We start from the raw sequence: 26,997 nt of genomic DNA, 5'->3' as shown, positions 1-26,997 counted from the left end.
AAAATTACAATTGCAACAGTTTTTTAGCAGCTAAAAAAGGTGTTGTTTTTCCATTTTCTAGTTTTTTTATTTCTTTCTCTAATGCCTTTTTTATTACTTTATTACTGTAAAAATTGTCTTTTAATTGCTGGTTTATAGTAGATAATAACCAATATTTATTTTGTTCGTTTCGCTTTATGTAAAAATAATTGTTCTTTTTAGTTAGCAAAATATAGCTGGTAATCATTTGGTCGATTTGCGCAATACCTAAATTATAAAGCGCACTTGCAGTGAGTACTTTAGGTTGCCATTTACTTTCTTTTAACGGATATAAATGTAAAGCTCTGTTAAACTCAACTTTAGCGATTTTTGCATTTTTTTCGTTTTCTCCATCAGCCTTATTAATTACAATGGCGTCTGCCATTTCTATAATTCCTCTTTTAATTCCTTGTAATTCGTCTCCAGCACCAGCCAATTTTAGTAATAAAAAGAAATCTACCATAGAGTGAACAACGGTTTCAGACTGTCCAACCCCAACCGTTTCAATAATAATCGTATCGAAACCAGCAGCCTCGCAAAGAATAATACTTTCTCGTGTTTTTTGTGCAACGCCCCCTAAAGAAGTTCCAGAAGGCGAAGGTCTTATAAAAGCATTTTTATCAGTAACTAATTGTTCCATTCGAGTTTTATCGCCTAAAATAGAACCTTTGTTTACAGAGCTACTTGGATCTACAGCCAAAACAGCTACTTTTTTTCCATTGGTAGTTAAATGTTTTCCAAAAGCTTCAATAAACGTACTTTTTCCTACACCAGGAACACCAGTAATTCCTATTCTTATAGATTTGTTCGCATAAGGCAAACACTTTTCTAAAATTTTATTGGCTTTTTGTTGGTGTTTTATATTGGTACTTTCAACCAAAGTAATGGCTCTACTTAAAAAAGTAATATTTCCTTCGAGTAATTTAGAAACATATTCTTCAACAGAATTTTGTTTAGTCCTGCTTAATTTTATTTTTTCTGCACTCGATTTACTGGTTGTTTCTGGACGAGAAACCCCATCTTTTTCATTTAATGCAGATGTTTTTTTATCCATTCATAAAAGTTAATGCGTAAATTTAAAGAATAACCACTAAGAAGCAAAGTTTTTTCGAAGAGTTCACAAAGAAATTTATTCTGTTAGGTTAAAACATAATTTCGTAAAATGCTTATTTTTTTGCAATTTTTGCAACGCGACTAAAAATATATCGTCTTTATGGTAAGAAAATTATAATGAATTCAATAAATCAACTACACCAACCAATTATTGAAGAATGTAAAAATAACTGTGCCAAAGCACAAATGCAACTGTATAATTTATATTCAAAGGCAATGTTTGTAATCGCATTTAGATACACAAAAAATCGTTTTGTGGCAGAAGATATTATGCAAGAAGCATTTATTAAAGCTTTTAAAAAAATAGAGAGTTATAAAGAAGAAGTCGCTTTTGGTGCATGGTTAAAGAGAATTGTTATCAACCAAAGTATCGATTATTTAAAGAAAAATAAATTAGAGTTGGTCTCTATAAATGAAGAAGTTTATAAAAAACAAGATGAAGATGATAGCTGGAAGGTAGATTCAGAAATTTCTGTAGCGACAATTGTAAAACAAATAAACAGCTTAAAAGAAAAATACAGATTGGTTTTAACACTTTATTTACTGGAAGGATACGATCACCAAGAAATATCTGAAATTTTAAATATCACAGAAAATACCTCTAGAACCCACTTGTTAAGAGGAAAAAAATTATTAAAAGAACAATTAAAAAACACGAGTTATGCAGAAAGATATTAGAGAAAAACTAAAAGATTTTAAAGAACCGAATGTGGAATTGTCTGCGAACCATGTAAATAAATTCGAAAAATTATTGATGTCAGAAATGCATCAACAAAAACAAAAAAAGAAAAATTTTACATGGTTACCTATAGCAGCATCTATAGTGTTACTAATTAGTTTAGGAATTAAATTTTATCCTTCAGAAAATATAGAACAACCAAAAGAGAATGTTACTAAAGAAATAAGTTTAGGAAGCATTTCACCAGAATTCGAAACCATCGAAAAGTACTATAAAAACAGTATCAATCTAGAAATTAGTCAGCTAGAATTAACAGAAGACAATAAAGAAATGATAGATGGTTATTTATTAAAAATTGCAGAATTAACAAAAGAGTACAAATCGTTAACCAAAGAGCTCAGTACAAAAGGAGTTAACGACGTTACCATAGAAGCACTAATTAGTAATTTACAATTGCGCCTACAGCTGTTACAACGTTTAAAAAAACAATTAAAAGAACTTAAAAATTTAAACAAAACACAAAATGAAACACAAATTATATAAACCAATTTTAACACTTTTAGCCATTTGCTTTCTTGGAACAGCTTTTGCACAAAAGTTTGATAAAAACTTTACCGAAAACTTTACCGTAAATAAAGAGGTAGAAATAGCAATTAACGCCACAAATACAGCCATTAATGTAACTACTTGGAATAAAAATGAAGTTCGAGTAAATGCGTATATAGAAATTGAAGGAATCTCTAAAGAAGAAGCCCAAAAGTATTTTAAAGATTGGTATTTTGAAGCTTTGGGTAACAAAAGAAAGGTACAAATTACTTCGAAAGGAAATAATTCTTTGGGTCTTAAAAATGATATTGTTTTCTTTAATAATATGAATTTTGATTTTGAAATACCAGAGATAAAGATGCCAGATATGGATGCAATTGTAATTCCAGATATAGATTTTAATTTTGATTTCGATATTAATTTTGATTCTATGGAAGATTTAGAAGATAATATGGAAAAAGAAGGAGATTATAGGTTCGAATATCATAATGATGATGAACATATTGTCATAAAATCTAGAGAAGAGTGGCAAAAATTTAAAAAAAGTAAAAAATATGAAGAGTTAAAAAAGAATTTAGGAAATGCTAAAGGAAAAATAAAACTTACTTTAGAAAAATCAAAACAAAAAATTAAAGAAATTGATAAGAAAAAACTGAAAGAATCTTTAGAGAAAGCCAAACTTCAAATGAAAAATATTAATAAAGAAGAAATTAAAATAGGATTAGAAAAAGCAAGAGAAGCTTTAAAAAACATGAATTTTAACTTTAATTCAAATAAAACCGATTTTACCATCAATGGAAAAAAAGTAAAAATTAAAAAAAGGCTAGAAATTAAAGTACCCAAAGAAGCAACTTTCAATTTAAATACAAGGCACTGTAAAGTAACATTGCCCAATACAGTCGCTTCAGGAAACGTAAAATACGGAACTTTTGATGCCAATAATTTAAACGGAGGAAAATTAACCATCAATTATTCTCCAGTAAATATAAACAGCTTAAATGCCTGTACACTTTTTTTAAATAATGTAACCGATGCAAAAATTGCATCAGTTACCAATACAACAATAAGTAATAATTCTTCGGATGTTAAAATTATAAAAATAAATAATGATGTAAACTTTTCAGATAAATTCGGTAAAATTACTGTGAGTAGTTTTAATCCTAATTTTGGAGAATTTACTTTAAACTTAAGTAATTCTGAAGCGATTCTTAATTTTGGAGAGGTGCATTCGAAATTCAAATACCAAGTAAATAAAGTAAAATTAAATAACGAACGTGTTAAAAATCTTAAGAATAATACTAAAACAATTAATTTACTAAAAGTTAATGGCGAATATAGTAGTATTGTAATCAAATAAAATACTTCTTTATTTTTTATAAAACTTCACTTAAATTCCATTTCTCTATTCTTAATAAAGTGCCTATCTTTATCGGCTGTAAATAGTCACTTTTTTTAATGGAACGCTACAAAGAAAATCAATTAAAAATATACAATTCTCTTACCAAACAAAAAGAGAATTTTAAACCAATAACAGACGGATATGTAGGCATGTACGTTTGTGGTCCAACTGTATATAGCAACGCGCATTTAGGCAACGTAAGAACCTTTATGTTTTTTGATGTTGTGTATAGGTATTTGTTACACTTAGGTTATAAAGTACGTTATGTACGTAACATTACAGATGCTGGGCATTTAGAGAACGATGCAGATGAAGGTGAAGACAGAATTGCAAAAAAAGCACGTTTAGAAGAAATAGAACCTATGGAAGTTGTACAACGTTACACAGTTGACTTTCATAATGTCTTAAAAAACTACAACTTTTTACCACCAAGTATAGAGCCCACAGCAACTGGGCATATTGTCGAACAAATAGAAATGATTAAAAAAATCATAGAAAAAGGTTTGGCATATGAAGTAAATGGTTCTGTGTATTTTGATGTTTTAGCATATAACAAATCGAACCATTATGGAATTCTTTCTGGAAGAAAAGTAGAAGATTTAATTCACAATACCAGAGCTTTAGATGGACAATCAGATAAGAAAAATCCGCAAGATTTTGCACTTTGGAAAAAAGCCGAAGAACGTCACATTATGCGTTGGCCTTCACCTTGGAGCGATGGTTTTCCTGGTTGGCATTTAGAATGTTCTGTGATGAGTACCAAGTATTTAGGCGAAAGTTTCGATATTCATGGAGGTGGAATGGATTTAAAATTCCCCCATCACGAATGCGAAATTGCACAATCGCAAACCTGTTCTGGCGTAAAACCTGTAAATTATTGGATGCATACCAATATGTTGTTGCTAAATAGCCAAAAAATGGCAAAATCTACAGGTAATTTTATTTTACCAAACGAAATTTTATCAGGAGAAAACGATATTTTACCTAAAGCATTTTCGGCATCAGTAGTTCGTTTTTTTAACATGCAAGCCAATTATAGAAGCATTTTAGATTTTTCTGGAGAAGCTTTAGAAGCCTCAGAAAAAGGGCATGCCAAATTAATGGAAGCTGTAAACTTTTTAGAGAAGATAGAAGCCAGCAAAACATCAACATTCGACGTTAAAAACTGGAAAAAAGACTGTTATGCAGCCATGAACGACGATTTTAATACGCCCATTTTAATATCACATTTGTTTGAGGCTGTAAAGTTAATCAACCAAATAAAAGAAAAAAAGGCAAGTTTAACTTCAGAAGATTTATTAGAATTTAAAAATATCTTAAACAATTTTGTTTTTGATGTTTTAGGCTTAATGAATGAAAATTCACAAGATAATTCAGAAAAAATAAATGGCGTTGTAGAATTGCTAATTAAATTAAGAAAAGAAGCAAGAGAAAACAAAGATTGGGCATTATCAGACCAAATTAGAGACGAATTAATTGAGTTAGGAATTCAATTAAAAGATGGTAAAGAAGGAACTACTTTTTCAATAAATTAATTTGAAAAAAATACTATCATATCCATTTATCTTATTAGTTCGTTTTTATCAAACAGCAATATCGCCATTTACACCAGCAACTTGTAGATATAGCCCAACCTGTTCGCATTATACCATAGAAGCTTTGCAAAAACACGGGTTGTTTTCTGGAGGTTGGTTGGCTTTAAAAAGAATATTTAGTTGCCATCCTTGGGGAGGCAGTGGTTACGATCCAGTTCCAGAGAAATTAGTCAAGAAAAAGTAGAGAAAAAAAAGAAGTTAGAGCCAGAGTTTTAACTTTGAATTATAAATTTTAAACCTTGAATACAAGAGTATGAGTTTTTTAGCAATAGAATGGAACCCTTCCATTGGAATAGATTTAGGTTTTTTTACCATTCGTTGGTACAGTTTAATGTTTATAGGAGCTTTTTTAATCGGTTTAAAACTGATGAAAAAAATCTATATCGAAGATAAAATTCCCGTAGAAAAGTTAGACACATTATTTATGTACGTATTTATTTCTATGTTGGTAGGAATGCGTTTAGGAGATGTCTTTTTTTATAGTTGGGATTATTACCAAGATCATCTATTAGAAATTATTTTACCATTAAAAAACACAGCAGAAGGTTGGAAATTCACAGGTTATCAAGGCTTTGCAAGTCATGGAGCAGCCATTGCCATTCCAATTGCTTTGTATTTCTATGCAAAAAAACACTTACACAAACCTTGGTTGTTTATTTTAGATCGATTAGCCATTATGGTTGCTTTGGCAGGCTTTTTTATTCGTTTGGGTAATTTTTTCAATTCAGAAATTTACGGAAAAGAAACAGGATCTAATTTTGGTGTAATTTTTAAAGCAGCTGGCGAAACCGTACCAAGACATCCCACACAATTGTATGAAGCATTTAGTTACTTAACATTGTTTTTTGTAATGTGGTATTTATATTGGAAAACAAACAAAAAACAGTACATTGGGTTTTTATTCGGTTTGTTTATGACAGTCTTATGGTCTTTACGTTTTGTAATCGAATTTTTAAAAGAACCACAAGTGCAAAAAAGAGGAGAAGAATGGCTGTTTAGCCCATTAAATACAGGGCAAGTTTTAAGCATTCCTTTAGTTTTAATAGGTATTTGGTTAATGTTTAGAAAATCTAAAAAAGAAGCATAAAATATATGGATAAATTAAAAGAAAGATGGGGCATTGAAAGCAATTGGGCACTTTTAGCCATATTTATTGTTTTCGCCATTAACGGTTCTTTTGCAGCCTGGGTAGCAAAACCAGTTACCGATTTTATGGGTTTAAATCCAGATAAAATTTCGCCCTTTATTTATTGGCCATTAAGAATTTTATTAATTTTCCCAATTTACCAATTAACCTTACCAATAGTTGGTTGGTTATTTGGGCAATTCAAGTTTTTTTGGGCTTTCGAAAAAAAGTTTTTAAGCAGAGTTGGTTTGGGTTTTTTATTTAAAACAGAAGATTAATTTTTTTTGGGCGTTCGAGCGGGCTTTTCGTTTCAATCTTTTGCCTTACAAAAGGCAAAAGGATTTCCACTGCAATCCCTAACGCACTTATTTAATTACAGATAGCTCTTAAAAGAAACCCATTAATTCTCAATCAACGCTTCGTTTTTTCTTTTGTGAATCACATAACTATAAACCCACATAATAGTAAAAGTGGGTATAAAATCAAAAGGAAGAATTTCTTCCACAAAACTTATAAAACCAGCAATTTTACCCTCTTTTCCTTTGTACATTTTTGTCATAATATAACCAGATACTGGTGCCCAAAAAAGGTCGAAAGGCAAAAATGGTATCCAACCAATAGCATCTAAAACAACACTAGCAGCTAATTTTTTGTATTTATTATTCATACTTTACAATATTCAAATTTCTTGCCAAAAAACAAGAGTTTTCTGTTGAAAGTAATAATTTAGCTAAAATAATTCAATAAAGTGAAATTTCATCAATTTAAAAATAAAATAGAAGCGTTAAAAACCTTAGAGTTAGGAGGTTTAGAAGCACAATTTAAATTAGCACCAGAACTTCGTTTGCGATACGATGCCGACAAAATAAAAGCAAGCAACCCTAAAAAAGCAGCAGTTTTGGCATTATTTTATCCGAACCATAAAAACGACACTACTTTTTTATTAACAGAAAGAGCCACTTATAAAGGCACACACTCTGCACAAATAAGTTTTCCAGGAGGAAAAGTAAACAAAACCGACAAAAATTTACAAGAAACCGCATTAAGAGAAGCTTTTGAAGAAGTTGGTATTGTACCAAAATCGATAGAAGTTGTTAGAGAGTTAACCGATGTTTTTATTCCGCCAAGTAATTTTTTAGCAACCCCTTTTATTGGCTATATAGACCAACGACCTCGTTTTAACACCAATTACGAAGTAGAAAAAACAATAGAAGTTTTAGTCGAAGATTTATTAAACGAAGCCTCTTTATCTACCGTAAACCTATCTACTTCTTACATGAAAAATATAAACGTACCCTGTTTTAAATTAAACGATTACATTGTTTGGGGGGCCACTGCAATGATGCTTTCGGAAATTAAAGAATTATTAAAATGTTAAATTTAGTAATTTGTTTTGTAAATTTGTTGTTAACCAAGTATTAAACAAAATTAATAATGTCTTTATTTAAAAGAAATCCTTTTGGTCATATTTTATTTTTAAAGAAATGGATCATTCGAATTTTTGGACTAATTTCTCATAGTAGATATCGTAAATTTAATAATTTGCAAATAGAAGGCTCTGAGATTTTAAGAAATTTACCAGATAAAAACGTTTTGTTTATTTCGAATCATCAAACCTATTTTGCAGATGTTGCAGCGATGTTTCATGTATTTAATGCAGCTTTAAGCGGTCGAGACGATTCGATTAAAAATATTGGCTACATTTGGAATCCGAAATTAAATATTTACTTTGTAGCTGCAGGAGAAACCATGCGCTCTGGTTTGTTGCCTAAAATATTTGCCTATGCAGGTTCTGTTTCTATCGATAGAACTTGGAGAAGTGCTGGTAAGGATGTAAACAGGCAAGTAAAAAATTCTGATATTTCTAATATTTCTAAAGCCATTAAAGATGGTTGGGTAATTACCTTTCCGCAAGGAACAACCACCCCATTTAAGCCTATTAGAAGAGGAACAGCACACATTATAAAAACCTGTAAACCAGTTGTGGTTCCTATTGTTATAGATGGTTTTAGACGTTCTTTTGATAAAAAAGGATTGAATATTAAAAAAAGAAATGTATTACAATCTATGGTAATTAAAGAGCCACTAGAAATAGATTACGAGAATGAAAGTGTGGCAGATATTGTTACAAAAATAGAATATGCAATTGAGCAGCACCCTTCTTTTTTAAAAGTACTTACCCCAAAACAGGCAGAAGAATACATAAAAGAAGAAGAAGAACTAAACAAAAAACGTGAGTTTTGGAGTTCTTAATCTTTAGTTTTAAACTTAAAAAGTCGTATTTCAATTCCAATAAAAAAGCTATATCGATATTTTACTTTTCCGTATAAAAATTTTAAATCTGTTCGCTCCGTAATTTGATTTAAAAAACTTAATCTTACAGCATCACTTAAAAAATATTCAGCTTGTAAAGAAGCAGACCAACTAAATAAATTATTTTTTTCTCTGTAAATATTTCCAATACCTAAACTAGGTGTTAATTGAAAGTTGTAGTCACCAAAAATATCGATAAAAGTATATCCAGAAAAAGCACCATACCTTATAAAACTTGAGCTTAAAAATGCGTGTTCGTATTCTAAGCCATGTATAAAATATCCTAAGTTTTTATCGGTACTTTCGTATTTTAAACGTGCAACAAAATTAATTGTTCCTGCTTTGTTTCCTAAATTATCTCCTAAAGTAAGTAATTTTAAATCTTGATGAACCGAAAAATTAAGCGCATTTTGTCCATAGAAAATAGCGCTATTCAAAAAGAATAGGAAGAAAAGTTGGAGGGAAAATTTCTTTCTAAAAATCAAAAGTAAAATTTATTAATAAATCTAAAGGTACTATTTATTCTGCAAACGGCTATGCATACAGCTGTGTATTTTGCACGTTACGAATCTGTAATTTTATTAATTTCAGCCAAATCATTATCCGTAAATGTAGTGTTTTCAATCGCTTTAATACAGTCTAAAATTTGCTCGTTTTTGCTAGCGCCAATTAATACAGAGGTAATTCTATCGTCTTTTAAAATCCAAGAAATGGCCATTTGTGCCAAATTTTGATTTCTACTTTTTGCAATTTCATTTAAAGCCGTAATTTTTGGAAGCATTTCCATTACTTTTTCGGTATTTAAAAACGGACTGTCTTTTACGGCTCTAGAATCTTCTGGCAAGTCTTTAAGGTATTTATTGGTTAGCATTCCTTGTGCCAAAGGCGAAAAACAAATCGCTCCCACTCCAGAATTTCCTAATAAATCTAACAAACCGTTTTCAACCCATCTATCAAACAAACTATATCTTGGTTGATGTATAAAACAAGGTGTACCTAAATCTTTTAAGATTTTAAACGCTTTTTCTGCCTCTTTTGGTTGATAGTTAGACAAACCAACATACAATGCTTTGCCTTGTTTTACCATTAAATCTAAAGTGCCCATGGTTTCTTCTAAAGGCGTATCGTAATCTGGCCTATGATGGTAAAAAATATCTACATAATCTAAATTCATTCTTTGTAAACTTTGGTCTAAACTAGAAACTAAATATTTTTTAGAACCCCAATCTCCATAAGGCCCTTCCCACATTTTATACCCTGCTTTTGTAGAAATTATCAATTCATCTCTATAAGATAGAAAATCTTTTTTTAAAATTTTACCAAAGTTTTTTTCAGCGGTACCTGGAGGAGGTCCATAATTATTTGCCAAATCGAAATGTGTAATTCCGTTATCAAAAGCACATTTTAATAGTTTTCTAGAATTTTTAAAATCGTTTACATCACCAAAGTTGTGCCATAAACCCAAAGAAATTTCAGGTAATAACAATCCGCTATTTCCTGTTCTTCTATACTTCATTTTTTTATAGCGATTTTCAGCAGCTATATAATTATTTTTTTTGCTCATAAGTATTATTTTAAAGCTTCTTTTAAAATGGTAATTGGGTGTTTTGCAATTCTTTTGGTACCATCAAAAATTTGATGTCTGCAACTGGTTCCTGCCGCTACAATTTCGGTTTCTTTGGGGGTATTTCTTACTTTTGGAAACAAGGTATCTTCACCCACTTGCATCGAAACAGTGTAATGTTCTTTTTCGTAACCAAAAGAACCAGCCATTCCACAACAACCTGTATTCATAATAGTAACTGAATAATTTTTAGGAAGATTTAAGATTTGAAAACTGGCATGTGTTCCAGATAACGCTTTTTGATGGCAATGCCCGTGTATTTTTAAATTTTTAGATGCTGAAGTAAAAAGAGAAAGATCAATGTTTTCTTTTTCTAATTCTTTGGCTAAAAACTCTTCAAAAGTAAACACATTTTTAGCGATTTTTTTGGCAGATTTTTTATCGTCTGCCAAACGAATATATTCGTCTCTAAACGTTAAAATTGCAGAAGGCTCTATACCAATTAACGGAGTTTCTTCTGTAATAATGTTTTTAAATATTTCTACATTTAGATTACACACTGCTTTTGCTTGTTTTAAAAAGCCTTTAGAAATATAACTTCTTCCAGATTCTTCGTGATTAACAATTTGTAAATTGTAGCCTAATTTTTCTAATAGGTAAAAAGCATCTTTTCCTATTTCTACATCGTAGAAATTTGTGAATTCGTCACAGAATAAATAAACAGTTTTTAGAGATTGAGATTTCTCGACGAAGCCTGTATTGAGTGAAGTCGAAATGCTCGAAATAACATTTACATTCGAAATGACTTTTTTATTCGAAATGACATTGGATTTGTCATTTCGACCTTGTGGAGAAATCTTATTATTAACAGTGTGTTTTTTATACCAAGATTTTAACGTTTTTGGAGCCAATTTTGGTACGCTTCTTTTTTGTGCAACGCCCATAACAGCTTTTGCCAAAGAAGTATTTAGAACTCGATTTGTAATGGATGGAGCAACGCTTCCTAATTTGTTGTATTTTACATTGTTTGCAAACAATTTACTTCGAAAAGAATAGCCATTGGTTTCTTGATATTGATACAAAAATTCAGCTTTCATCGTAGCAACATCTACATTACTTGGGCATTCAGAAGCACAAGCTTTACAGCTTAAACAAAGACTTAAAACCTCTTTTAATTCTTTGGAATCGAATTTATTATCTGCGGAATTGTTTGTTAAAACGTCTCGTAAAGTGTTTGCTCTTGCTCTTGTAGTATCTTTTTCGTTTTTTGTGGCTCTGTAACTAGGGCACATGGTTCCACCAGCTTCTACAGGTTTTCTGCAATCGCCAGAACCGTTGCATTTTTCTGCGAGTTTTAAAATGCCTTCACTATCAGAAAAATCTTGAATGGTTTTAATTTCTGGTTCTATTCTACCTACTTTATAACGCAGATTTTTATCCATAGGAAAAGCATCTGTAATTTTTCCTTTATTAAAAACATTATTGGGGTCAAAAGTTTTTTTTAGGCGCCTTAATAATTGATAATTTTCTTCGCCAATCATTAATGGAATAAATTCTGCACGTACAATTCCATCACCATGTTCTCCTGAAAAAGAACCTTTGTATTTTTTAACCAATTTGGCAGTTTCTGTCGTAATTTTTCTAAACAAAACAACGTCTGCTTTCTTTTTTAAGTTTAAAATAGGGCGTAAGTGCAATTCTCCAGCACCTGCATGTGCATAATACACAGCATTTTGCTGGTATTTATCCATAATTTGGGTAAACTCTGTAATATAATTTGGCAAATCTTCTAAAGCCACAGCAGTATCTTCAATACAAGCAACAGCCTTCATATCGCCCACCATATTTCCTAAAGCACCTAAACCTGCTTTTCGCAGGTAATGCACTTTTGTAATGTCTTTTCCATACACTTTAGGATGATGATACCCGAATTTATTCAACTGTAAATCTGCAATTAATTGGTCTGCCAGTAACTCTGCTTCTGGCAATGTATCTGCAGCAACTTCTAACATTAAAACCGCTTCTGGATCTCCTTGTAAAAAGAAACGATTTTTAGCCAATTCTCTGTTGTTTTTTGTACAATCTAAAATGGTTTTGTCCATCAGTTCGCAATTGTACAAATTATGCTTCATGGCAGTAACAGTTGCAATTAAACTTTCGTTAATGCTGTTGAAGTGAGAACAAACCATAATACTTTCGGCAGGAGGCAAATCGTCTAATTGTAACGTAATAGAAGTCGAAAAAGCGAGTGTTCCTTCGCTTCCTGATAAGAATTTAGCCACATTAATCGTTGGTTCTGTTCCGCCAAATAAATCGGATTTTAAAAATTCATCTACAGCATAACCTGTATTTCTTCTGTGAATTGCTGGTTTTGGAAATTCTTTTTTAATTTCATCTTGTGCAGCGTCGTAAATTAATTCGGAATAAATACTTTTATAAATTTGCCCTTCTAAAGTTTCTAATTTTATTTTTTCTAAAAACTCATCCGAAGTAATTTCTTTAAATATTGCAGAAGAACCATCACTTAAAATGGCTTTAATTTGAAGGACTTTATCGCGTGTAACTCCGTATTTTATAGAGGTGCTTCCAGAGGAGTTGTTGCCTACCATTCCACCAATCATACAGCGGTTAGAAGTAGAAGTATTGGGGCCAAAAAATAGCCCAAAAGGTTTTAAATACACATTTAAAGAATCTCTTACAATTCCTGGTTGTAAGGTAATTGTTTTTGCTTTTTCATCAAAAGAAATAATGTTGGTAAAATGTTTAGAAACATCTACTACAATTCCATCTCCTACACATTGCCCTGCCAAAGAAGTTCCTGCTGTTCTTGGTATTAAGGTAGTTTTATTTTGGGTTGCAAATTCGATTAAGGTTTTTAAATCGTTTTCGTTTTTGGGATAGGCAACCGCCAACGGAATTTTCCTGTAAACAGAGGCATCTGTGGCGTATAAAGTTTTGTGTAAATTATCGAAAAACAAATCGCCAGAAAGCGAATTGTGCAAAGCTTCTAAAATAGTATTGTCAATCATTTGTAACTAAAAAAGTATCTAATTACAAATATCTGAATAATATTTTCATTAATCTTGAAACGATACAGAGTTTCTAAATTTTTATGAAATCGTTAAATTATAAAGGCTATAATTGAGAATTTTAGAGAAAAATGTTTTTTGTATTTTTTCGCTAACATTTGGCTTAAATGCCATATAAGTTTGCGTTCTACTGTAGTGAGTTCGACGTAACTTAGCTATTGCATTACGATAACAGATGTAACTGCAAAAATTCTTTTCGGATGCATACAATTAAAATCAATGTTAAAGTATCAAGTATAATTTTTTTGAATTCCTATATTTGTCTGTTAACCAAATTTACCTTCAGATGAAAAAACTTTTATTTCTTTTCTTATTTGTGTCGATTTCAATTTCTGCACAAAAAGTAGATTTATCTTATTACCTGCCCAATGATGTAACTTATAATAAAGATATTCCAACGCCAAAATCTGTAATTGGTCATGAAGTAGGAGAGTGGCATATTACACACGATAAGTTGGTAGAATACATGAAGGTTTTGGCAGCTTCATCTAACAGAATTTCTATAGAAAATAGAGGAAAAACTTTCGAAGATAGGCCTTTGTTATTGTTAACGATTACTTCAGCTAAAAACCATCAAAATATAGAAAATATACGTAAAAATCATGTTGAAGCAACGAATACTTCAGCAGATGTTTCGAACAATAAAATAGTTGTGTACCAAGGTTTTTCTATCCATGGAAATGAGCCAAGTGGTTCGAATGCAGCTTTGGCTGTTGCCTATTATTTAGCTGCAGCAGAAGGCAGTAAAATAGATAATTTACTAGAAAATACCGTTATTTTATTTGATCCTTCTTTTAATCCAGATGGTTTGCAACGTTTTGCATATTGGGCCAATACGAACAGAAGTAAAAATATAAATCCAGATCCTAACGATAGAGAATATACAGAGATTTGGCCAAGAGGAAGAACCAACCACTATCAATTTGATATGAACAGAGATTGGTTGCCAGTGCAATTGCCAGAAAGTCGTGCTAGAATTGAAAGTTTTTATAAATGGATGCCCAATATTTTAACAGATCACCATGAAATGGGTAGCAATTCGAGTTTCTTTTTTCAACCAGGAATTCCTAGTAGAACAAATCCTTTAACGCCTCAAATGAACCAAGATTTAACCAAAGAAATTGCAACTTATCATGCAAAAGCATTAGATAAAATAGGTTCTTTGTATTATTCTGAAGAAAGTTTCGACGATTTTTATTATGGTAAAGGCTCTACTTTTCCAGATATTAATGGAAGTATTGGAATTTTATTCGAACAAGCAAGTTCTAGAGGCCATGCTCAAGAAACTGTAAATGGCGTTTTAACTTTTCCGTTTACAATTAGAAATCAATTTACAGCAGCATTATCGACTTTAGAAGCTGCCAGAAAAATGAGAGTAAAAATTTTACAATATCAGCAAGATTTTTACAAAGAATCTAGAAATGGTTTTTCTAATAAAGCCATTGTTTTTGGAGATGAAAAAGATGCTGCAAAAAGTTATCATTTGGCAGAAGTTTTAAAACGTCATCAAATAAAAATACACAATGTAAAGTCCGATTTTACAGCAAATGGAAAAACCTTTAAAAAAGGTTACAGTTATGTGGTTCCAATGAATCAAAAAAATCAACGTTTGGTAAAAGCCATGTTCGATGTTCGTAAAACGTTTAAAGACAGTTTGTTTTACGATGTTTCTGCGTGGACTTTTAATCATTCTTTTGGAGTTGATTATGCTGAAAATATTTCACTTTCGAAAGCTGGAAATGAAATTGAAGATTTAAAAATGAAAACAGGAACAGTTTCCTTTAAAAGTGATTATGGTTATTTAATGCCTTGGAACGAATACTATGCTCCAAAAGCGTTGAACGCAATTTTACAAAAAGGTTTGCGAGCGAAAGTTTCGATGAAAAACTTTAAAAATGGTGGCAATTCTTACGATTATGGAACAATTTTTATTCCTGTTCAAAATCAAAAATACAATGCTTTAGAAATGTATCAATTTTTACAAAAAACGGCTCAAGAAAGCCACGTTTTAATCAACGGAGTTTCAACAGGTTTTAACGACGGAATTGATTTGGGTTCGAATAATTTTAGCGCAATTGATACCCCAAAAGTAGCCATGTTGGTGGGAGATGGTATTGCAGGAAACGATTCTGGAGAAATTTGGCACTTGTTAGATCAACGTTTTGATATGGCTTTAACACGTTTAGATATGAGCTATTTTGCTAGAGTAGATATAAGTAAATATTCTGTAATTATAATTCCAAGCAGCTATAATTTAGGAAAATCTGCTGAAGAAAAACTAAAAACTTGGGTAACAAATGGCGGAATTTTAATTGGTTATAAAAACACAGCAAGATGGTTGTCTAGTAAAAAGTTTATCAGTTTAGAGTTTGATAGCGCTAAAATCGACACTATTAAAAATGTTTCTTTTGAAAATAGAGGTTTACAGTCTGGAGCACAAGTTATTGGAGGAGCAATTTTTGAAGCAAATATAGATCGTTCTCATCCAGTAAACTTTGGTTACAAAAACGATAAAATCGCATTGTTTAGAAACTCTACAATGTTTATAAAACCAGATAAAAGAAGTTATAACAACCCAATACAATATACATCTAATCCTTTATTAAGTGGTTATATTTCAAAAGAAAATGCGAAAATAATACCAAACACAGTTCCGTTTAAAGTACAACGAATGGGAAGAGGAAAAGTAATTGTTTTTACAGACAACACGAATTTTAGAGCATTTTGGTACGGAACCAATAAGTTGTTGATGAATGCAATTTTCTTTGGAGATAAGATGTAGATGAACTAAAATTTAAAACAATTAAAAAGACCTTTTAGAATTTTTGAATTTAAAAGGTCTTTTTTTGCTTTTTGTAACAACTTTAATTTTCATTCGTCTTAAAATTGTAACCAACCAAAAGTTTAAATGAGTTTTTTTAGAGTACTTTTTGCTATTATTTTTCCACCATTATCAGTAATTGATAAAGGTTGTGGTTCTTTTTTTATCATATTTTTATTAACGCTTTGTGGCTGGATTCCTGGAGTAATTGGTGCTCTGGTTATTTTGAATAATCCTAATAGGTAATTATAAATGTGTAGTTAACTTATTGGTTCTCCATTTTTTATTTTTTTTGAGGCTTGTAGTAAAACAACATTTCCGTTAGAATTATACACACCTAAAACCAGCACTTCACTAATAAAATTAGCAATTTGTTTGGGTTTAAAATTTACAATTGCAGAAACTTGTTTGTGTAATAATGTTTCTTTAGTATATAAATTTGTTATTTGTGCGCTAGATTTTTTAATTCCTAAATTTCCAAAATCAATGGTTAATTGATAGGCTGGTTTTTGGGCTTTCTTAAAATCATCGACTTTTATTATGGTTCCTATTCTAATATCAACTTTTAAAAAATCATCAAAAGTAATTGCTGGTTTCATAGTTTATTTTTTCTTTCCTAATTTTTGAATTACCCAAAGTGGTCCAATGAATAAGAATTGTAAATCTTTGGCAAAAGATGGTTTTTTACCTTCTACTTTATGTCCCCAAAATTGACCAATCCAAGCTAAAATAAATATAATAATCGAGGCATAAAGTAAATTGGTATTGTTGCCTAACCAAAAATTACCAACAATACAAAGTAGTATTACAAAAAGCATTTCAACAAAATACCAAAAGCCTAAACGCAGGTAAAAAATAGAAATAAAAACTCCAAAAACTGCACCCCAATTTTCTAAGAGCGGATTGTATAAACCCAAAGTGCTTTTTAACATTGTAGTTGGAATACTCATTAAAAGACCAATTGCACTAAAGAAAATTAGTGGAACACAAACATAATGTATCTTTTTATTGGTTTCGTTTTGATGGTTTACAGCATATTCATCAAACCATTGTTGTGCCGTTTTCATAATTGTAAAAAATTAAATTTTAAATATATGAGTAATTTGGGCAATATAAAATTAAATAAGAACTAAACTTTCCAGCCTTTTCGAATTAATAATTGCTCAATATGCGCAAAATGATGATTGCAATGCCAAGCATAAATACAAATATTTTCTTTTAAGCTCGTTTTTTTATCGTTTGAAGGGTGTATGAATTTTTTAGCCAAATCTTTATCAGATACGTTTTTTAGCAAATAAACCCATTTTGCATGTAATGTTTTTAAAGCATCAATAGATAAAAAGATAGGTGCAGATTTAGAATCAGATAATTCTGCCCAACGTTCTTCAAAATAAGCTTTTATAACAGGTTCCTCTTCAGTTAAAGCCCATTTAAAACGAGTGTACGAATTATGATGGCTGTCATAACAATGATGTATAACTTGCCTTATTGTCCAGCCATTTTCTCTATAAGGAGTATCTAGCTGATTTTCAGAAAGATTTTTGATTAAAAACTCAAGTTCTTGAGGAAATTTTTCTAAGACAGAAATCCATTCTTCAATATTTCTTTTGGAAATTTCTTTAGGAATAATAGTTTTTCCAATAGGATATTTTAATTGCTCTAAAGTTATTATTTTTTTTCTATTAACTTGGTATAAGCTCTTTTAGCATGTCTATTTTCTGGATTTATAGCTAGCGCTTTTTTGTAATATTCTCTTGCCTTTATGGTATCTCCTAATATTAAATAAGCATCAGCAGTACTATCATAAACATTTGAACTTTTAGGATGCAAAGCCATATTTATTTTAAAAATTTCTATTGCTTTTTCAGCTTTTTTCTCCCTTAAAAATCGGTATCCCATAGAGTTAATTCTTCTTTCACTAATCACTGGACTTAATGAGTCTTGTTGTTTAATTTTTAAAAAGGCCTCTAAAGCTTTGTCATAGGCATCTGCTTCAAAATATTCATTTGGAGTTTTTTCGTTTTTACTTAGTTTTTTAAAATGATAAATAATACCATCATGTTCTTTTTTGGGGGCCAACTCAATATGCATTTCCGGTAAGCTTACAAATATCATTTTTTCATTTAACTCCTTCATATAGAATGCACTGTCGTTTACTTTCAACAATTCAATATCATCATTACCACGCCATTTTGCATGTAAAATTTGATCTTTAAAATAAATTTCAATCACTTCGTTATCGTTAAATAAATAACGACCTTCAGTGGCATTTATAAAATCTTCAGAATTTTTTTGCGAAGTACAGCCAATACATAAGAGAAAAAGAAATAATGGGTAAATATAAGTTTTCATAGGTAGTTTTGTCGATTTATACTCTTTAGACGACTAATTTATCAATTTTGTTCCAATTTCGTTATATTAATTAAATTATTATCGATACATAGAGGTATTTATTAGATATGTTTTAAAATAAATAGACATCGTATTTTAATCGAATTAAGTATCTGTTTTTCAGTAAAATAATAATAACTATAACTGTTGAATATCATGTAAGAAATGCAAATAAAATGTAGAATACTCTTTTAAACTCTATATTTGGTAGCTGATACAAGAAAATAGTTACTAAATATAAAATTAAAATGGCAAAAACATTATTTGACAAAGTATGGGACTCGCATGTAGTTCGTAGTGTAAAAGACGGACCAGATGTGTTTTTTATCGATCGTCATTTTATCCACGAAGTTACCAGTCCTGTTGCGTTTTTAGGGTTAGAAAGTAGAGGAAATCGCGTTGTGTATCCAGAGCGTACTTTTGCAACGGCAGATCATAACACACCAACCATAAACCAACATTTACCAGTAGAAGATCCATTATCTGCCAATCAATTAGATGCATTAGAAAACAATGCCAAAAAGCACGGAATTTCTCACTGGGGGTTGGGTAATAAAAACAACGGAATTGTGCATGTTGTAGGGCCAGAAAACGGAATTACTTTACCAGGAGCAACCATTGTTTGTGGAGATTCTCACACATCTACTCATGGAGCCTTTGGTGCTATTGCCTTTGGTATTGGAACTTCGGAAGTAGAAATGGTACTATCTACACAGTGTATTATGCAACCAAAACCTAAAAAAATGCGTATCAACGTAAATGGTAAATTAGGTTTGGGAGTTACCCCCAAAGATGTTGCTTTGTACATTATTTCTAAACAAACAACCTCTGGTGCTACAGGTTATTTTGTAGAATATGCTGGTGACGTGTTTAAAGATATGACTATGGAAGGAAGAATGACCGTTTGTAATTTATCTATAGAAATGGGTGCCAGAGGAGGTATGATTGCGCCAGATGCAAAAACATTCGAATATATCAAAGGACGTTCTTTAACTCCAAAAGGAGCAGATTGGGATAAGGCCATGAAATATTGGGAAACTTTATATACAGAAGAAGATGCAGAGTTTGACGCAGAATTTAATTATGAAGCCTCAGATATAGAACCAATGATTACCTATGGTACCAATCCAGGAATGGGAATGGGAGTAACAAAATCGATTCCAATAGTAGCAAATGTTAAAGGTGGCGCAGAAACTTACAAGAAATCTTTAGGATATATGTCTTTTAGCGAAGGCGATGCTATGATTGGAAAACCCATTGATTTCGTCTTTTTAGGTTCTTGTACAAATGGTAGAATCGAAGATTTTAGAGCCTTTTGTTCGATTGTAGAAGGAAGAAAAAAGGCAGATAACGTTACAGCTTGGTTAGTTCCTGGTTCACACAAAGTAGTAGATCAAATAAAAGCAGAAGGATTAGATAAAATTATTGATGATGCAGGTTTCGAATTAAGAGAACCAGGTTGTTCTGCTTGTTTGGCGATGAATGATGATAAAATTCCTGCAGGAAAATTATCTGTTTCTACATCCAACAGAAATTTCGAAGGACGTCAAGGACCAGGTTCTAGAACCTTATTAGCAAGTCCGCTTGTGGCTGCAGCATCTGCAGTGGAAGGTGTGGTTACAGATCCAAGAACGCTACTTGTTAGTTAGCAGTTTTCAGTGGCAGTTTACAGTCACAAAACTGAATGGAATTAAAATATTTTATTAAAATTAAACAATTACTGCCAACTGATACTGGCATCTGAATACTAAAAAATATGGCTTACGATAAATTTAAAGTATTAACAAGTACAGCATATCCATTACCAATCGAAAATGTAGATACCGATCAAATCATACCTGCTCGTTTTTTAAAAGCAACAGAGCGTAAAGATTTCGATAAAAACTTTTTTCGTGATTGGAGATACAATCAAGATGGAACACCAAAAGCAGATTTTCCTTTAAACAAAGAAATTTACGCAGGTTCTAAAATCTTAGTAGGAGGTAGAAATTTTGGTTCTGGTTCTTCTAGAGAGCACGCGGCTTGGTCTGTGTACGATTTTGGTTTACGTTGTGTAATTTCTTCTGAATTTGCAGATATTTTTAAAGGAAATTGTTTAAATGTAGGAGTTTTACCTGTACAAGTTTCTCCAGAATTTGCAGACAAACTGTTTGATGCAATTATGGCAAATCCAAAAACGGAAATCAAAGTAGATTTACCAAACCAAAAAGTAACATTACTTGCCACTGGCGAAAGCGAATCTTTTGAGATTAACGAATACAAAAAAGACAATATGTTAAATGGTTTCGATGATATAGATTATTTAAAAAACATCGAAAACGAAATTGCTGCATTTGCTGAAACTAGACCGTTTTAGATTTCTCCACAAGGTCGAAATGACATTACAAGTTTGAAATGATATTATTTTGTCATTCCGAGTGAAGCCATAGCGAAACCGAGGAATCTTTACATTGTAAGATTTCTCCACAAGGTCGAAATGACATTACAAGGTCGAAATGAGATTATTTTGTCATTCCGAGTGAAGCGATAGCAAAACCGAGGAATCTTTGTATTGTAAGATTTCTCCACAAGGTCGAAATGACATTACAAGTTCGAAACGACATTGTTTTGTCATTCCGAGTGCAGTGATAGCAAAACCGAGGAATCTTTGTATTGTAAGATTTCTCCACAAGGTCGAAATGACATTACAAGTTTAAAATGATATTGTTTTGTCGTTCCGAGTGAAGCCATAGCAAAACCGAGGAATCTTTGTATGAAGAGATTTCTCCACAAGGTCGAAATGACATTACAAGTTCAAAATGACATTGTTTTGTCATTCCGAGTGAAGCCATAGCAAAACCGAGGAATCTTAATGTTATAAGATTTCTCCATTAAAATAGAAATAACAGATAAATTATTTATGTTTCTAACATTGATAAAATGATCCAAAGAAAAATAGAAATAATGGATACGACACTGCGTGATGGCGAACAAACATCAGGAGTGTCGTTTTCGGTTTCAGAAAAACTAACCATTGCAAAATTATTGTTAGAAGAATTAAAGGTAGATCGCATAGAAATTGCATCTGCCAGAGTTTCTAAAGGAGAATTAGAGGCCGTTCAAAAAATTACTTCTTGGGCTTCTTCTACCAATCAATTAGAAAAAATAGAAGTTTTAACCTTTGTTGATGCCGGAAAATCGATTGATTGGATGCTAGCATCTGGAGCAAAAGTTCAGAATTTATTAACCAAAGGTTCTTTAAATCATCTAACACATCAACTTAAAAAAACACCAAAACAACATTTTGCAGATATTAAAGCAACCATTGAGTTAGCTGCAAAACACCATATTAAAACCAATGTGTATTTAGAAGATTGGTCTAATGGAATGCGAAATTCTAAAGCCTATGTTTTTAAGTATTTAGATTTTTTAACAACTCAAAACATCGAGCGGATTTTACTGCCAGATACCTTAGGGATTTTAACTCCAAAAGAAACATTTACATTTATTGCTGAAGTTCGCCAAAAGTACCCAAATACACATTTCGACTTTCACGGTCATAACGATTACGATTTAGGCGTTGCTAATGTTATGGAAGCTGTAAAAGCTGGTGCAAACGGATTGCATTTAACCATAAATGGTATGGGAGAACGTGCAGGAAATGCACCTTTGGCAAGTGTAATTGCTGTTATTAACGACTTTTTAAAAGAGGTTGAAGTAGCTGTAAACGAAACTGCTTTGAATAAAGTAAGCAAATTGGTAGAAACCTTTTCAGGATTTAGAATTCCTGTAAATAAACCGGTTGTGGGTGCGAATGTGTTTACACAAACAGCTGGAATTCATGCAGATGGAGATCATAAAAACAATTTGTATTTTAACGATTTAATGCCAGAACGTTTTGGTAGAAAACGTAAATATGCCTTAGGAAAAACATCTGGGAAAGCAAATATTCAAAAGAATTTACAAGATTTAGGCATCAGCTTAAATGATGATGAGCTAAAGAAAGTTACCCAAAGAATTATAGAATTAGGAGATAAAAAAGAAGTGGTTTCCCAAGACGATTTACCTTACATTATTTCTGATGTTTTAGATTCTGATACCATTGAAAAACGTGTAGTTGTAGAAAATTATGTTTTAGGACACGCAAAAGGAATGAAACCCTCTACCACTTTACAGTTAATTGTAGAAGGAGTTCGTTACGAAGCACACGCACAAGGAGATGGACAATTTGATGCATTTATGAATGCGTTAAAGAAATTATACAAAACACATAGTAAAAAAGAATTACCGAGTTTAATCGATTATGCAGTTAGAATTCCTCCAGGAAGTCATTCTGATGCATTGTGTGAAACCATTATTACTTGGAAAAGAGAAAAAAACGAATTTATAACCCGTGGTTTAGATTCAGATCAAACAGTATCTGCAATTAAAGCCACAGAAAAAATGTTGAATATAATTTAGTTGACAGTATTCAGTCGCAGTTTTCAGTTAGTTTGTATTTTTAGCATTTGAGAGAAAACATGCTGTCAGTTCGAGTGATTTTCGATTTTTTTTTGAGAAAATTGTATCGAGAACATTTTAAAGAAGTAATAAAATATTAAGAAAGTCGTAGGTCTTATGTCATAAATTAGTCATAAGTCAAAACAAAAACGGAATATAATTTAGTTGACAGTATTCAGTCGCAGTTTTCAGTTAGTTTGTATTTTTAGCATTTAATTGAAAACATGCTGTCAGTTCGAGTGATTTTCGATTTTTTTTGAGAAAATTGTATCGAGAACATTTTAAAGAAGTAATAAAATATTAAGAAAGTCGTAGGTCTTATGTCATAATTAGTCATAAGTCAAAACACAAACGGAATATAATTTAGTTGACAATATTCAGTCGCAGTTTTCAGTTAGTTTGCATTTTTAGCATTTGAGAGAAAACATGCTGTCAGTTCGAGTGATTTTCGATTTTTTTTTTGAGAAAATTGTATCGAGAACATTTTAAAGAAGTAATAAAATATTAAGAAAGTCATAGGTCTTATGTCATAAATTAGTCATAAGTCAAAACACAAACGGAATATAATTTAGTTGACAGTATTCAGTCGCAGTTTTCAGTTAGTTTGTATTTTTAGCATTTAATTGAAAACATGCTGTCAGTTCGAGTGATTTTCGATTTTTTTTGAGAAAATTGTATCGAGAACATTTTAAAGAAGTAAAAAATATTAAGAAAGTCATAGGTCTTATGTCATAATTAGTCATAAGTCAAAACACAAACTGTTGTTATTCTGGGCGAAACGTAGTGAAGTCGAAAAATCTAAATAACTATAAAATAATTAAAAGATCTCTCCATAAAGTCGAGATGACAAAAAATAAATAAACAAACAGTAAAAAATGAAATTAAACATCGCATTATTAGCAGGAGATGGAATTGGACCAGAAGTAATAGAACAAGCCGTAAAAGTGTCGGACGCCATTGCTAAAAAGTTCAATCACGAAATTAATTGGAAACCAGCATTAACAGGAGCCGCAGCAATTGATGCAGTTGGAGAACCTTATCCAGATGAAACCCACGAAATTTGTGCCTCTTCAGATGCTGTGTTGTTTGGTGCCATTGGGCATCCACGTTTCGATAACGACCCTTCAGCAAAAGTTCGCCCAGAACAAGGTTTGTTAAAAATGCGTAAGAAATTAGGGTTATTCGCCAATGTAAGACCCACATTTACATTTCCTTCTTTATTAGATAAATCTCCTTTAAAAAGAGAAAGAATCGAAGGTACAGATTTGGTTTTTTTACGTGAATTAACAGGCGGAATTTATTTTGGAGAAAAAGGAAGAAGAGACGAAGGAGAAACGGCTTTCGATAACTGTGTTTACACGAGAGCAGAAGTACAAAGATTGGCCAAAAAAGGTTTTGAATTGGCAATGACCCGTAATAAAAAATTGTGTTGTGTAGATAAGGCAAACGTGTTAGAAACTTCAAGATTATGGAGAGAAACTGTACAAGCAATGGAAAAAGACTATCCAGAAGTTGAGGTAAGTTATGAGTTTGTAGATGCGGTTGCCATGCGTTTGGTACAATGGCCCAATAGTTACGATGTTTTAATTACCGAGAATTTATTCGGAGATATTTTAACAGATGAAGCCTCTGTAATTTCTGGTTCTATGGGATTAATGCCAAGTGCTTCTTTAGGAGCAGATATTGGTTTGTTTGAGCCAATTCACGGTTCCTATCCACAGGCAACAGGTTTAAATATTGCAAATCCAATGGCAACAGTTTTATCGGCAGCAATGATGTTCGAGAACTTTGGTTTACAAGAAGAAGGAAAAGCAATTAGAGAAGCTGTAAATAAAGCTTTAAATAAAGGCATTGTAACAGAAGACTTAGCAGATGGAGGTACATCTTACGGAACAAGCGAAGTAGGCGACTGGTTGGCAGAGAATATATAATAAATCTGTTGTACATTTTTATAAAATACTTATTCTCGATACAAATTTTACTCATTTTCAATTGTAAAATCCACTCGAATTAACAGAGTTTTATCAAAATGCATAACAATAAATAAAGATTTTTTTGAAACCAACGAAATACCTCTGTGACTCTGCACCGAGGATTGTTGGTTTCATTTTGATATAAAAAAGGTCAAAAACCGAAACGTTGTATTTAGATTTTCGTTTTTACGAGAATAACAATTTTAATACAAATTCCAAGCCAGAGCTTCAAAGACTTTTTTTCGATTAAATGACATAATAAAATTATTATTTTTTATTTAAAGGACTAATAATTTTTACATCAGAAAACGAAATGGCACCTCTTACCACACCATCTATGGTATTTTTTAAAGCTTCAATTAATTGCATTTTTAGTTGAGATTTGTGGTAAATTAAACTCACTTCTCTAGCTGGAGGTGGGTTTGTAAATTCACGTAAATGAGATTTATCTGCATCATTCAAATCTAAAGTATGTAAATAAGGTAGCAGTGTCATTCCTAAACCTTCTTTGGTTAATTTTATTAAAGTATCAAAACTTCCACTTGCCAATTGAAACGACTTTTTATTATCCGTTTTAAAAGTTCTGCATAAATTAATTACGCTTTCTTTAAAACAATGCCCGTCCTCTAAAAGCAAAATATCGTCCATTTCCAATTCTTCTGGGTTGATTACTTTTTCGTTAAAAAGACGATGATTTTGCGGAACTAAACCAACAAAAGGTTCGTAATACAAAGGTTTTTCTTTAATGGCTTCATTCTCTAAAGGAGTTGCAGCGATTGCAGCATCTATATGGCCATCTGTTAACTTTCTAATAATTTCTTCTGTAGTTAATTCTTCAATAATTAATTTTACTTTTGGATATTTTTTGGTAAAATTATTCAAAAACATAGGTAATAAAGTAGGCATTATCGTCGGAATAATTCCTAATTTAAATTCACCTCCAATAAATCCTTTTTGTTGATGTACAATATCTAAAATTCTATTGCTTTCATCTACAATTACTTTTGCTTGTTCTACAATTTTTTTACCAACTTCTGTCAGTTCAATTGGTTTTTTAGAACGATTAAATACTTTTACACCAAGTTCTTCTTCTAATTTTTGAATTTGCATGCTTAAAGTAGGTTGAGTAACAAAACTGTGCTCTGCTGCAACTGTAAAATTTTGATATTCAGATACCGATAAAACGTATTTTAATTGGGTAATTGTCATCTATATAATAAATTTTGATAAAGGTATTAAAACTATCAATAATTATTATCACTAAAGGCAGTTATTTTCCTATAATTTTACAGTGTTAAAGAACATGTAAATAAAATAAAATGAGCAAATCGATATTAGGATTAGACAAAAAAGAAAGCGAAAATTTAGTAGATAAATTAAATGGTTTATTATCGAATTTTCAAATATACTACCAGAATTTAAGAGGATTACACTGGAATATTAAAGGTAAAAACTTCTTTGAATTGCATGTAAAGTTTGAAGAATTTTATACAGATTCTCAAGTAAAAATAGACGATCTCGCAGAACGTATTTTAACCTTACAAGGCAAACCATTGCATACTTTTACAGATTATATAAACAATTCTTCTGTACCAGTAGGAAAAGATATTTCGAACGATGTAGAGGCTGTAAAGTTGGTAGTAAATTCGTTATCTGAATTATTAAAAATCGAAAGAGAAATCTTAGATTTATCTGATGAAGCAAACGACGAAGGAACAAACTCTATGATGAGCGATTTTATAGCAGAACAAGAAAAAACAATTTGGATGCTAAATTCTTGGTTAGGAAAATAATAGTTAGTAGTTAGTTAGTAGTTAGTTAGTAGTAGTTGTATCCTGCAAGGTTTTAAAAAACCTTGTAGGTATAATTTTAAATTTAAAAATCTTGTAAA

Annotated in this window: 26 protein-coding genes; 16 read left to right on the top strand and 10 right to left on the bottom strand. The window is 31.2% G+C overall.

The genetic code is table 11. The features are described from left to right. Positions 1–4: 4 nt before the first annotated feature. The gene (meaB, locus tag JL193_RS02945; protein ID WP_207972410.1) at positions 5–1,072 is read right to left on the bottom strand and encodes a methylmalonyl Co-A mutase-associated GTPase MeaB; all 1,068 of its coding nucleotides are present in this window, start codon (positions 1,070–1,072) and stop codon (positions 5–7) included. Between the two features lie 176 nt (positions 1,073–1,248). On the opposite strand from meaB, the gene JL193_RS02940 reads away from it, so the two are divergent. From JL193_RS02940 to JL193_RS02910, 7 genes are all read left to right on the top strand, one after another. Next, positions 1,249–1,809 (top strand): RNA polymerase sigma factor, encoded by a 561-nt coding sequence (locus tag JL193_RS02940; RefSeq protein ID WP_207972409.1) that lies wholly within the window; start codon positions 1,249–1,251, stop codon positions 1,807–1,809. Continuing rightward, the gene (locus JL193_RS02935) at positions 1,793–2,353 is read left to right on the top strand and encodes a hypothetical protein (protein WP_207972408.1); all 561 of its coding nucleotides are present in this window, start codon (positions 1,793–1,795) and stop codon (positions 2,351–2,353) included. The genes JL193_RS02940 and JL193_RS02935 overlap by 17 nt, the downstream gene beginning before the upstream one ends. After that, a complete protein-coding gene (locus JL193_RS02930) occupies positions 2,334–3,713 on the top strand; it encodes a hypothetical protein (protein ID WP_207972407.1) in 1,380 nt (459 codons plus the stop codon). Before JL193_RS02935 ends, JL193_RS02930 begins: the two co-directional genes overlap by 20 nt. Positions 3,714–3,811: 98 nt before the next feature. Continuing rightward, on the top strand, positions 3,812–5,290 hold the full coding sequence (gene cysS, locus JL193_RS02925) for a cysteine--tRNA ligase (RefSeq protein ID WP_207972406.1): 1,479 nt from the start codon (positions 3,812–3,814) through the stop codon (positions 5,288–5,290). Between the two features lies 1 nt (position 5,291). Next, a complete protein-coding gene (gene yidD / locus JL193_RS02920) occupies positions 5,292–5,534 on the top strand; it encodes a membrane protein insertion efficiency factor YidD (RefSeq protein WP_207972405.1) in 243 nt (80 codons plus the stop codon). 69 nt (positions 5,535–5,603) lie between these two features. After that, positions 5,604–6,437 (top strand): prolipoprotein diacylglyceryl transferase, encoded by an 834-nt coding sequence (gene lgt, locus JL193_RS02915; protein ID WP_207972404.1) that lies wholly within the window; start codon positions 5,604–5,606, stop codon positions 6,435–6,437. 5 nt (positions 6,438–6,442) lie between these two features. Further along, positions 6,443–6,754 (top strand): DUF6787 family protein, encoded by a 312-nt coding sequence (locus JL193_RS02910; RefSeq protein WP_207972403.1) that lies wholly within the window; start codon positions 6,443–6,445, stop codon positions 6,752–6,754. 122 nt (positions 6,755–6,876) lie between these two features. Here JL193_RS02910 and JL193_RS02905 read toward each other — a convergent pair whose 3' ends face one another. Beyond that, positions 6,877–7,143 (bottom strand): hypothetical protein, encoded by a 267-nt coding sequence (locus JL193_RS02905; RefSeq protein ID WP_207972402.1) that lies wholly within the window; start codon positions 7,141–7,143, stop codon positions 6,877–6,879. An 81-nt stretch (positions 7,144–7,224) separates the two neighbouring features. On the opposite strand from JL193_RS02905, the gene JL193_RS02900 reads away from it, so the two are divergent. Next, entirely contained in the window at positions 7,225–7,854 is a 630-nt protein-coding gene (locus tag JL193_RS02900; RefSeq protein WP_207972401.1) for an NUDIX hydrolase, read from the top strand. 56 nt (positions 7,855–7,910) lie between these two features. After that, positions 7,911–8,729: a lysophospholipid acyltransferase family protein gene (locus JL193_RS02895; protein WP_207972400.1), complete on the top strand. Its 819-nt coding sequence runs from the start codon at positions 7,911–7,913 to the stop codon at positions 8,727–8,729. Here JL193_RS02895 and JL193_RS02890 read toward each other — a convergent pair. From JL193_RS02890 to JL193_RS02875, 3 genes are all read right to left on the bottom strand, one after another. Then, a complete protein-coding gene (locus JL193_RS02890; RefSeq protein ID WP_207972399.1) occupies positions 8,726–9,226 on the bottom strand; it encodes a hypothetical protein in 501 nt (166 codons plus the stop codon). The genes JL193_RS02895 and JL193_RS02890 overlap by 4 nt on opposite strands. A gap of 125 nt (positions 9,227–9,351) precedes the next feature. Further along, complete coding sequence (locus tag JL193_RS02885; RefSeq protein WP_207972398.1) at positions 9,352–10,353, bottom strand: aldo/keto reductase; 1,002 nt, start codon at positions 10,351–10,353, stop codon at positions 9,352–9,354. Positions 10,354–10,358: 5 nt separating this feature from the next. Further along, positions 10,359–13,382, bottom strand: coding sequence for an FAD-binding and (Fe-S)-binding domain-containing protein (locus JL193_RS02875; RefSeq protein ID WP_243456818.1), 3,024 nt, complete (start codon positions 13,380–13,382; stop codon positions 10,359–10,361). Between the two features lie 346 nt (positions 13,383–13,728). Here JL193_RS02875 and JL193_RS02870 point away from each other — a divergent pair, with 346 nt between their 5' ends. Together JL193_RS02870 and JL193_RS02865 are read left to right on the top strand one after the other, a co-directional pair. Then, on the top strand, positions 13,729–16,224 hold the full coding sequence (locus tag JL193_RS02870) for a M14 family metallopeptidase (protein ID WP_207972397.1): 2,496 nt from the start codon (positions 13,729–13,731) through the stop codon (positions 16,222–16,224). A 126-nt stretch (positions 16,225–16,350) separates the two neighbouring features. Then, on the top strand, positions 16,351–16,509 hold the full coding sequence (locus JL193_RS02865) for a YqaE/Pmp3 family membrane protein (protein WP_207972396.1): 159 nt from the start codon (positions 16,351–16,353) through the stop codon (positions 16,507–16,509). A gap of 14 nt (positions 16,510–16,523) precedes the next feature. On the opposite strand, the gene JL193_RS02860 is transcribed toward JL193_RS02865, so the two are convergent. From JL193_RS02860 to JL193_RS02845, 4 genes are all read right to left on the bottom strand, one after another. Continuing rightward, positions 16,524–16,862 carry a tRNA-binding protein gene (locus JL193_RS02860; RefSeq protein ID WP_207972395.1) on the bottom strand — a complete coding sequence of 113 codons (339 nt, stop codon included), beginning with the start codon at positions 16,860–16,862 and terminating at the stop codon, positions 16,524–16,526. A 3-nt stretch (positions 16,863–16,865) separates the two neighbouring features. After that, positions 16,866–17,330, bottom strand: a complete 465-nt coding sequence (locus tag JL193_RS02855) for an Mpo1 family 2-hydroxy fatty acid dioxygenase (RefSeq protein WP_207972394.1) — start codon at positions 17,328–17,330, stop codon at positions 16,866–16,868. A 62-nt stretch (positions 17,331–17,392) separates the two neighbouring features. Next, complete coding sequence (locus tag JL193_RS02850; protein WP_367890041.1) at positions 17,393–17,905, bottom strand: YfiT family bacillithiol transferase; 513 nt, start codon at positions 17,903–17,905, stop codon at positions 17,393–17,395. A 26-nt stretch (positions 17,906–17,931) separates the two neighbouring features. After that, positions 17,932–18,615 (bottom strand): tetratricopeptide repeat protein, encoded by a 684-nt coding sequence (locus JL193_RS02845; RefSeq protein WP_207972393.1) that lies wholly within the window; start codon positions 18,613–18,615, stop codon positions 17,932–17,934. A 287-nt stretch (positions 18,616–18,902) separates the two neighbouring features. On the opposite strand from JL193_RS02845, the gene leuC reads away from it, so the two are divergent. From leuC to leuB, 4 genes are all read left to right on the top strand, one after another. Further along, positions 18,903–20,303 carry a 3-isopropylmalate dehydratase large subunit gene (gene leuC / locus JL193_RS02840; protein WP_207972392.1) on the top strand — a complete coding sequence of 467 codons (1,401 nt, stop codon included), beginning with the start codon at positions 18,903–18,905 and terminating at the stop codon, positions 20,301–20,303. A 107-nt stretch (positions 20,304–20,410) separates the two neighbouring features. After that, entirely contained in the window at positions 20,411–21,010 is a 600-nt protein-coding gene (gene leuD, locus JL193_RS02835; RefSeq protein ID WP_207972391.1) for a 3-isopropylmalate dehydratase small subunit, read from the top strand. Between the two features lie 563 nt (positions 21,011–21,573). Continuing rightward, the gene (locus JL193_RS02830; protein WP_207972390.1) at positions 21,574–23,094 is read left to right on the top strand and encodes a hydroxymethylglutaryl-CoA lyase-like TIM-barrel protein; all 1,521 of its coding nucleotides are present in this window, start codon (positions 21,574–21,576) and stop codon (positions 23,092–23,094) included. Positions 23,095–24,008: 914 nt separating this feature from the next. Continuing rightward, positions 24,009–25,064, top strand: coding sequence for a 3-isopropylmalate dehydrogenase (gene leuB, locus JL193_RS02825; protein WP_207972389.1), 1,056 nt, complete (start codon positions 24,009–24,011; stop codon positions 25,062–25,064). Positions 25,065–25,373: 309 nt separating this feature from the next. On the opposite strand, the gene JL193_RS02820 is transcribed toward leuB, so the two are convergent. Beyond that, positions 25,374–26,315, bottom strand: a complete 942-nt coding sequence (locus tag JL193_RS02820) for a hydrogen peroxide-inducible genes activator (protein WP_207972388.1) — start codon at positions 26,313–26,315, stop codon at positions 25,374–25,376. Between the two features lie 110 nt (positions 26,316–26,425). On the opposite strand from JL193_RS02820, the gene JL193_RS02815 reads away from it, so the two are divergent. Continuing rightward, positions 26,426–26,899, top strand: coding sequence for a Dps family protein (locus JL193_RS02815; protein ID WP_207972387.1), 474 nt, complete (start codon positions 26,426–26,428; stop codon positions 26,897–26,899). The last annotated feature ends 98 nt before the right edge of the window (positions 26,900–26,997 follow it).

It is taken from the genome of Polaribacter batillariae (assembly GCF_017498485.1).
Lineage (GTDB): Bacteria > Bacteroidota > Bacteroidia > Flavobacteriales > Flavobacteriaceae > Polaribacter > Polaribacter batillariae.
This window is presented reverse-complemented; position numbering and strand designations above follow the sequence as displayed.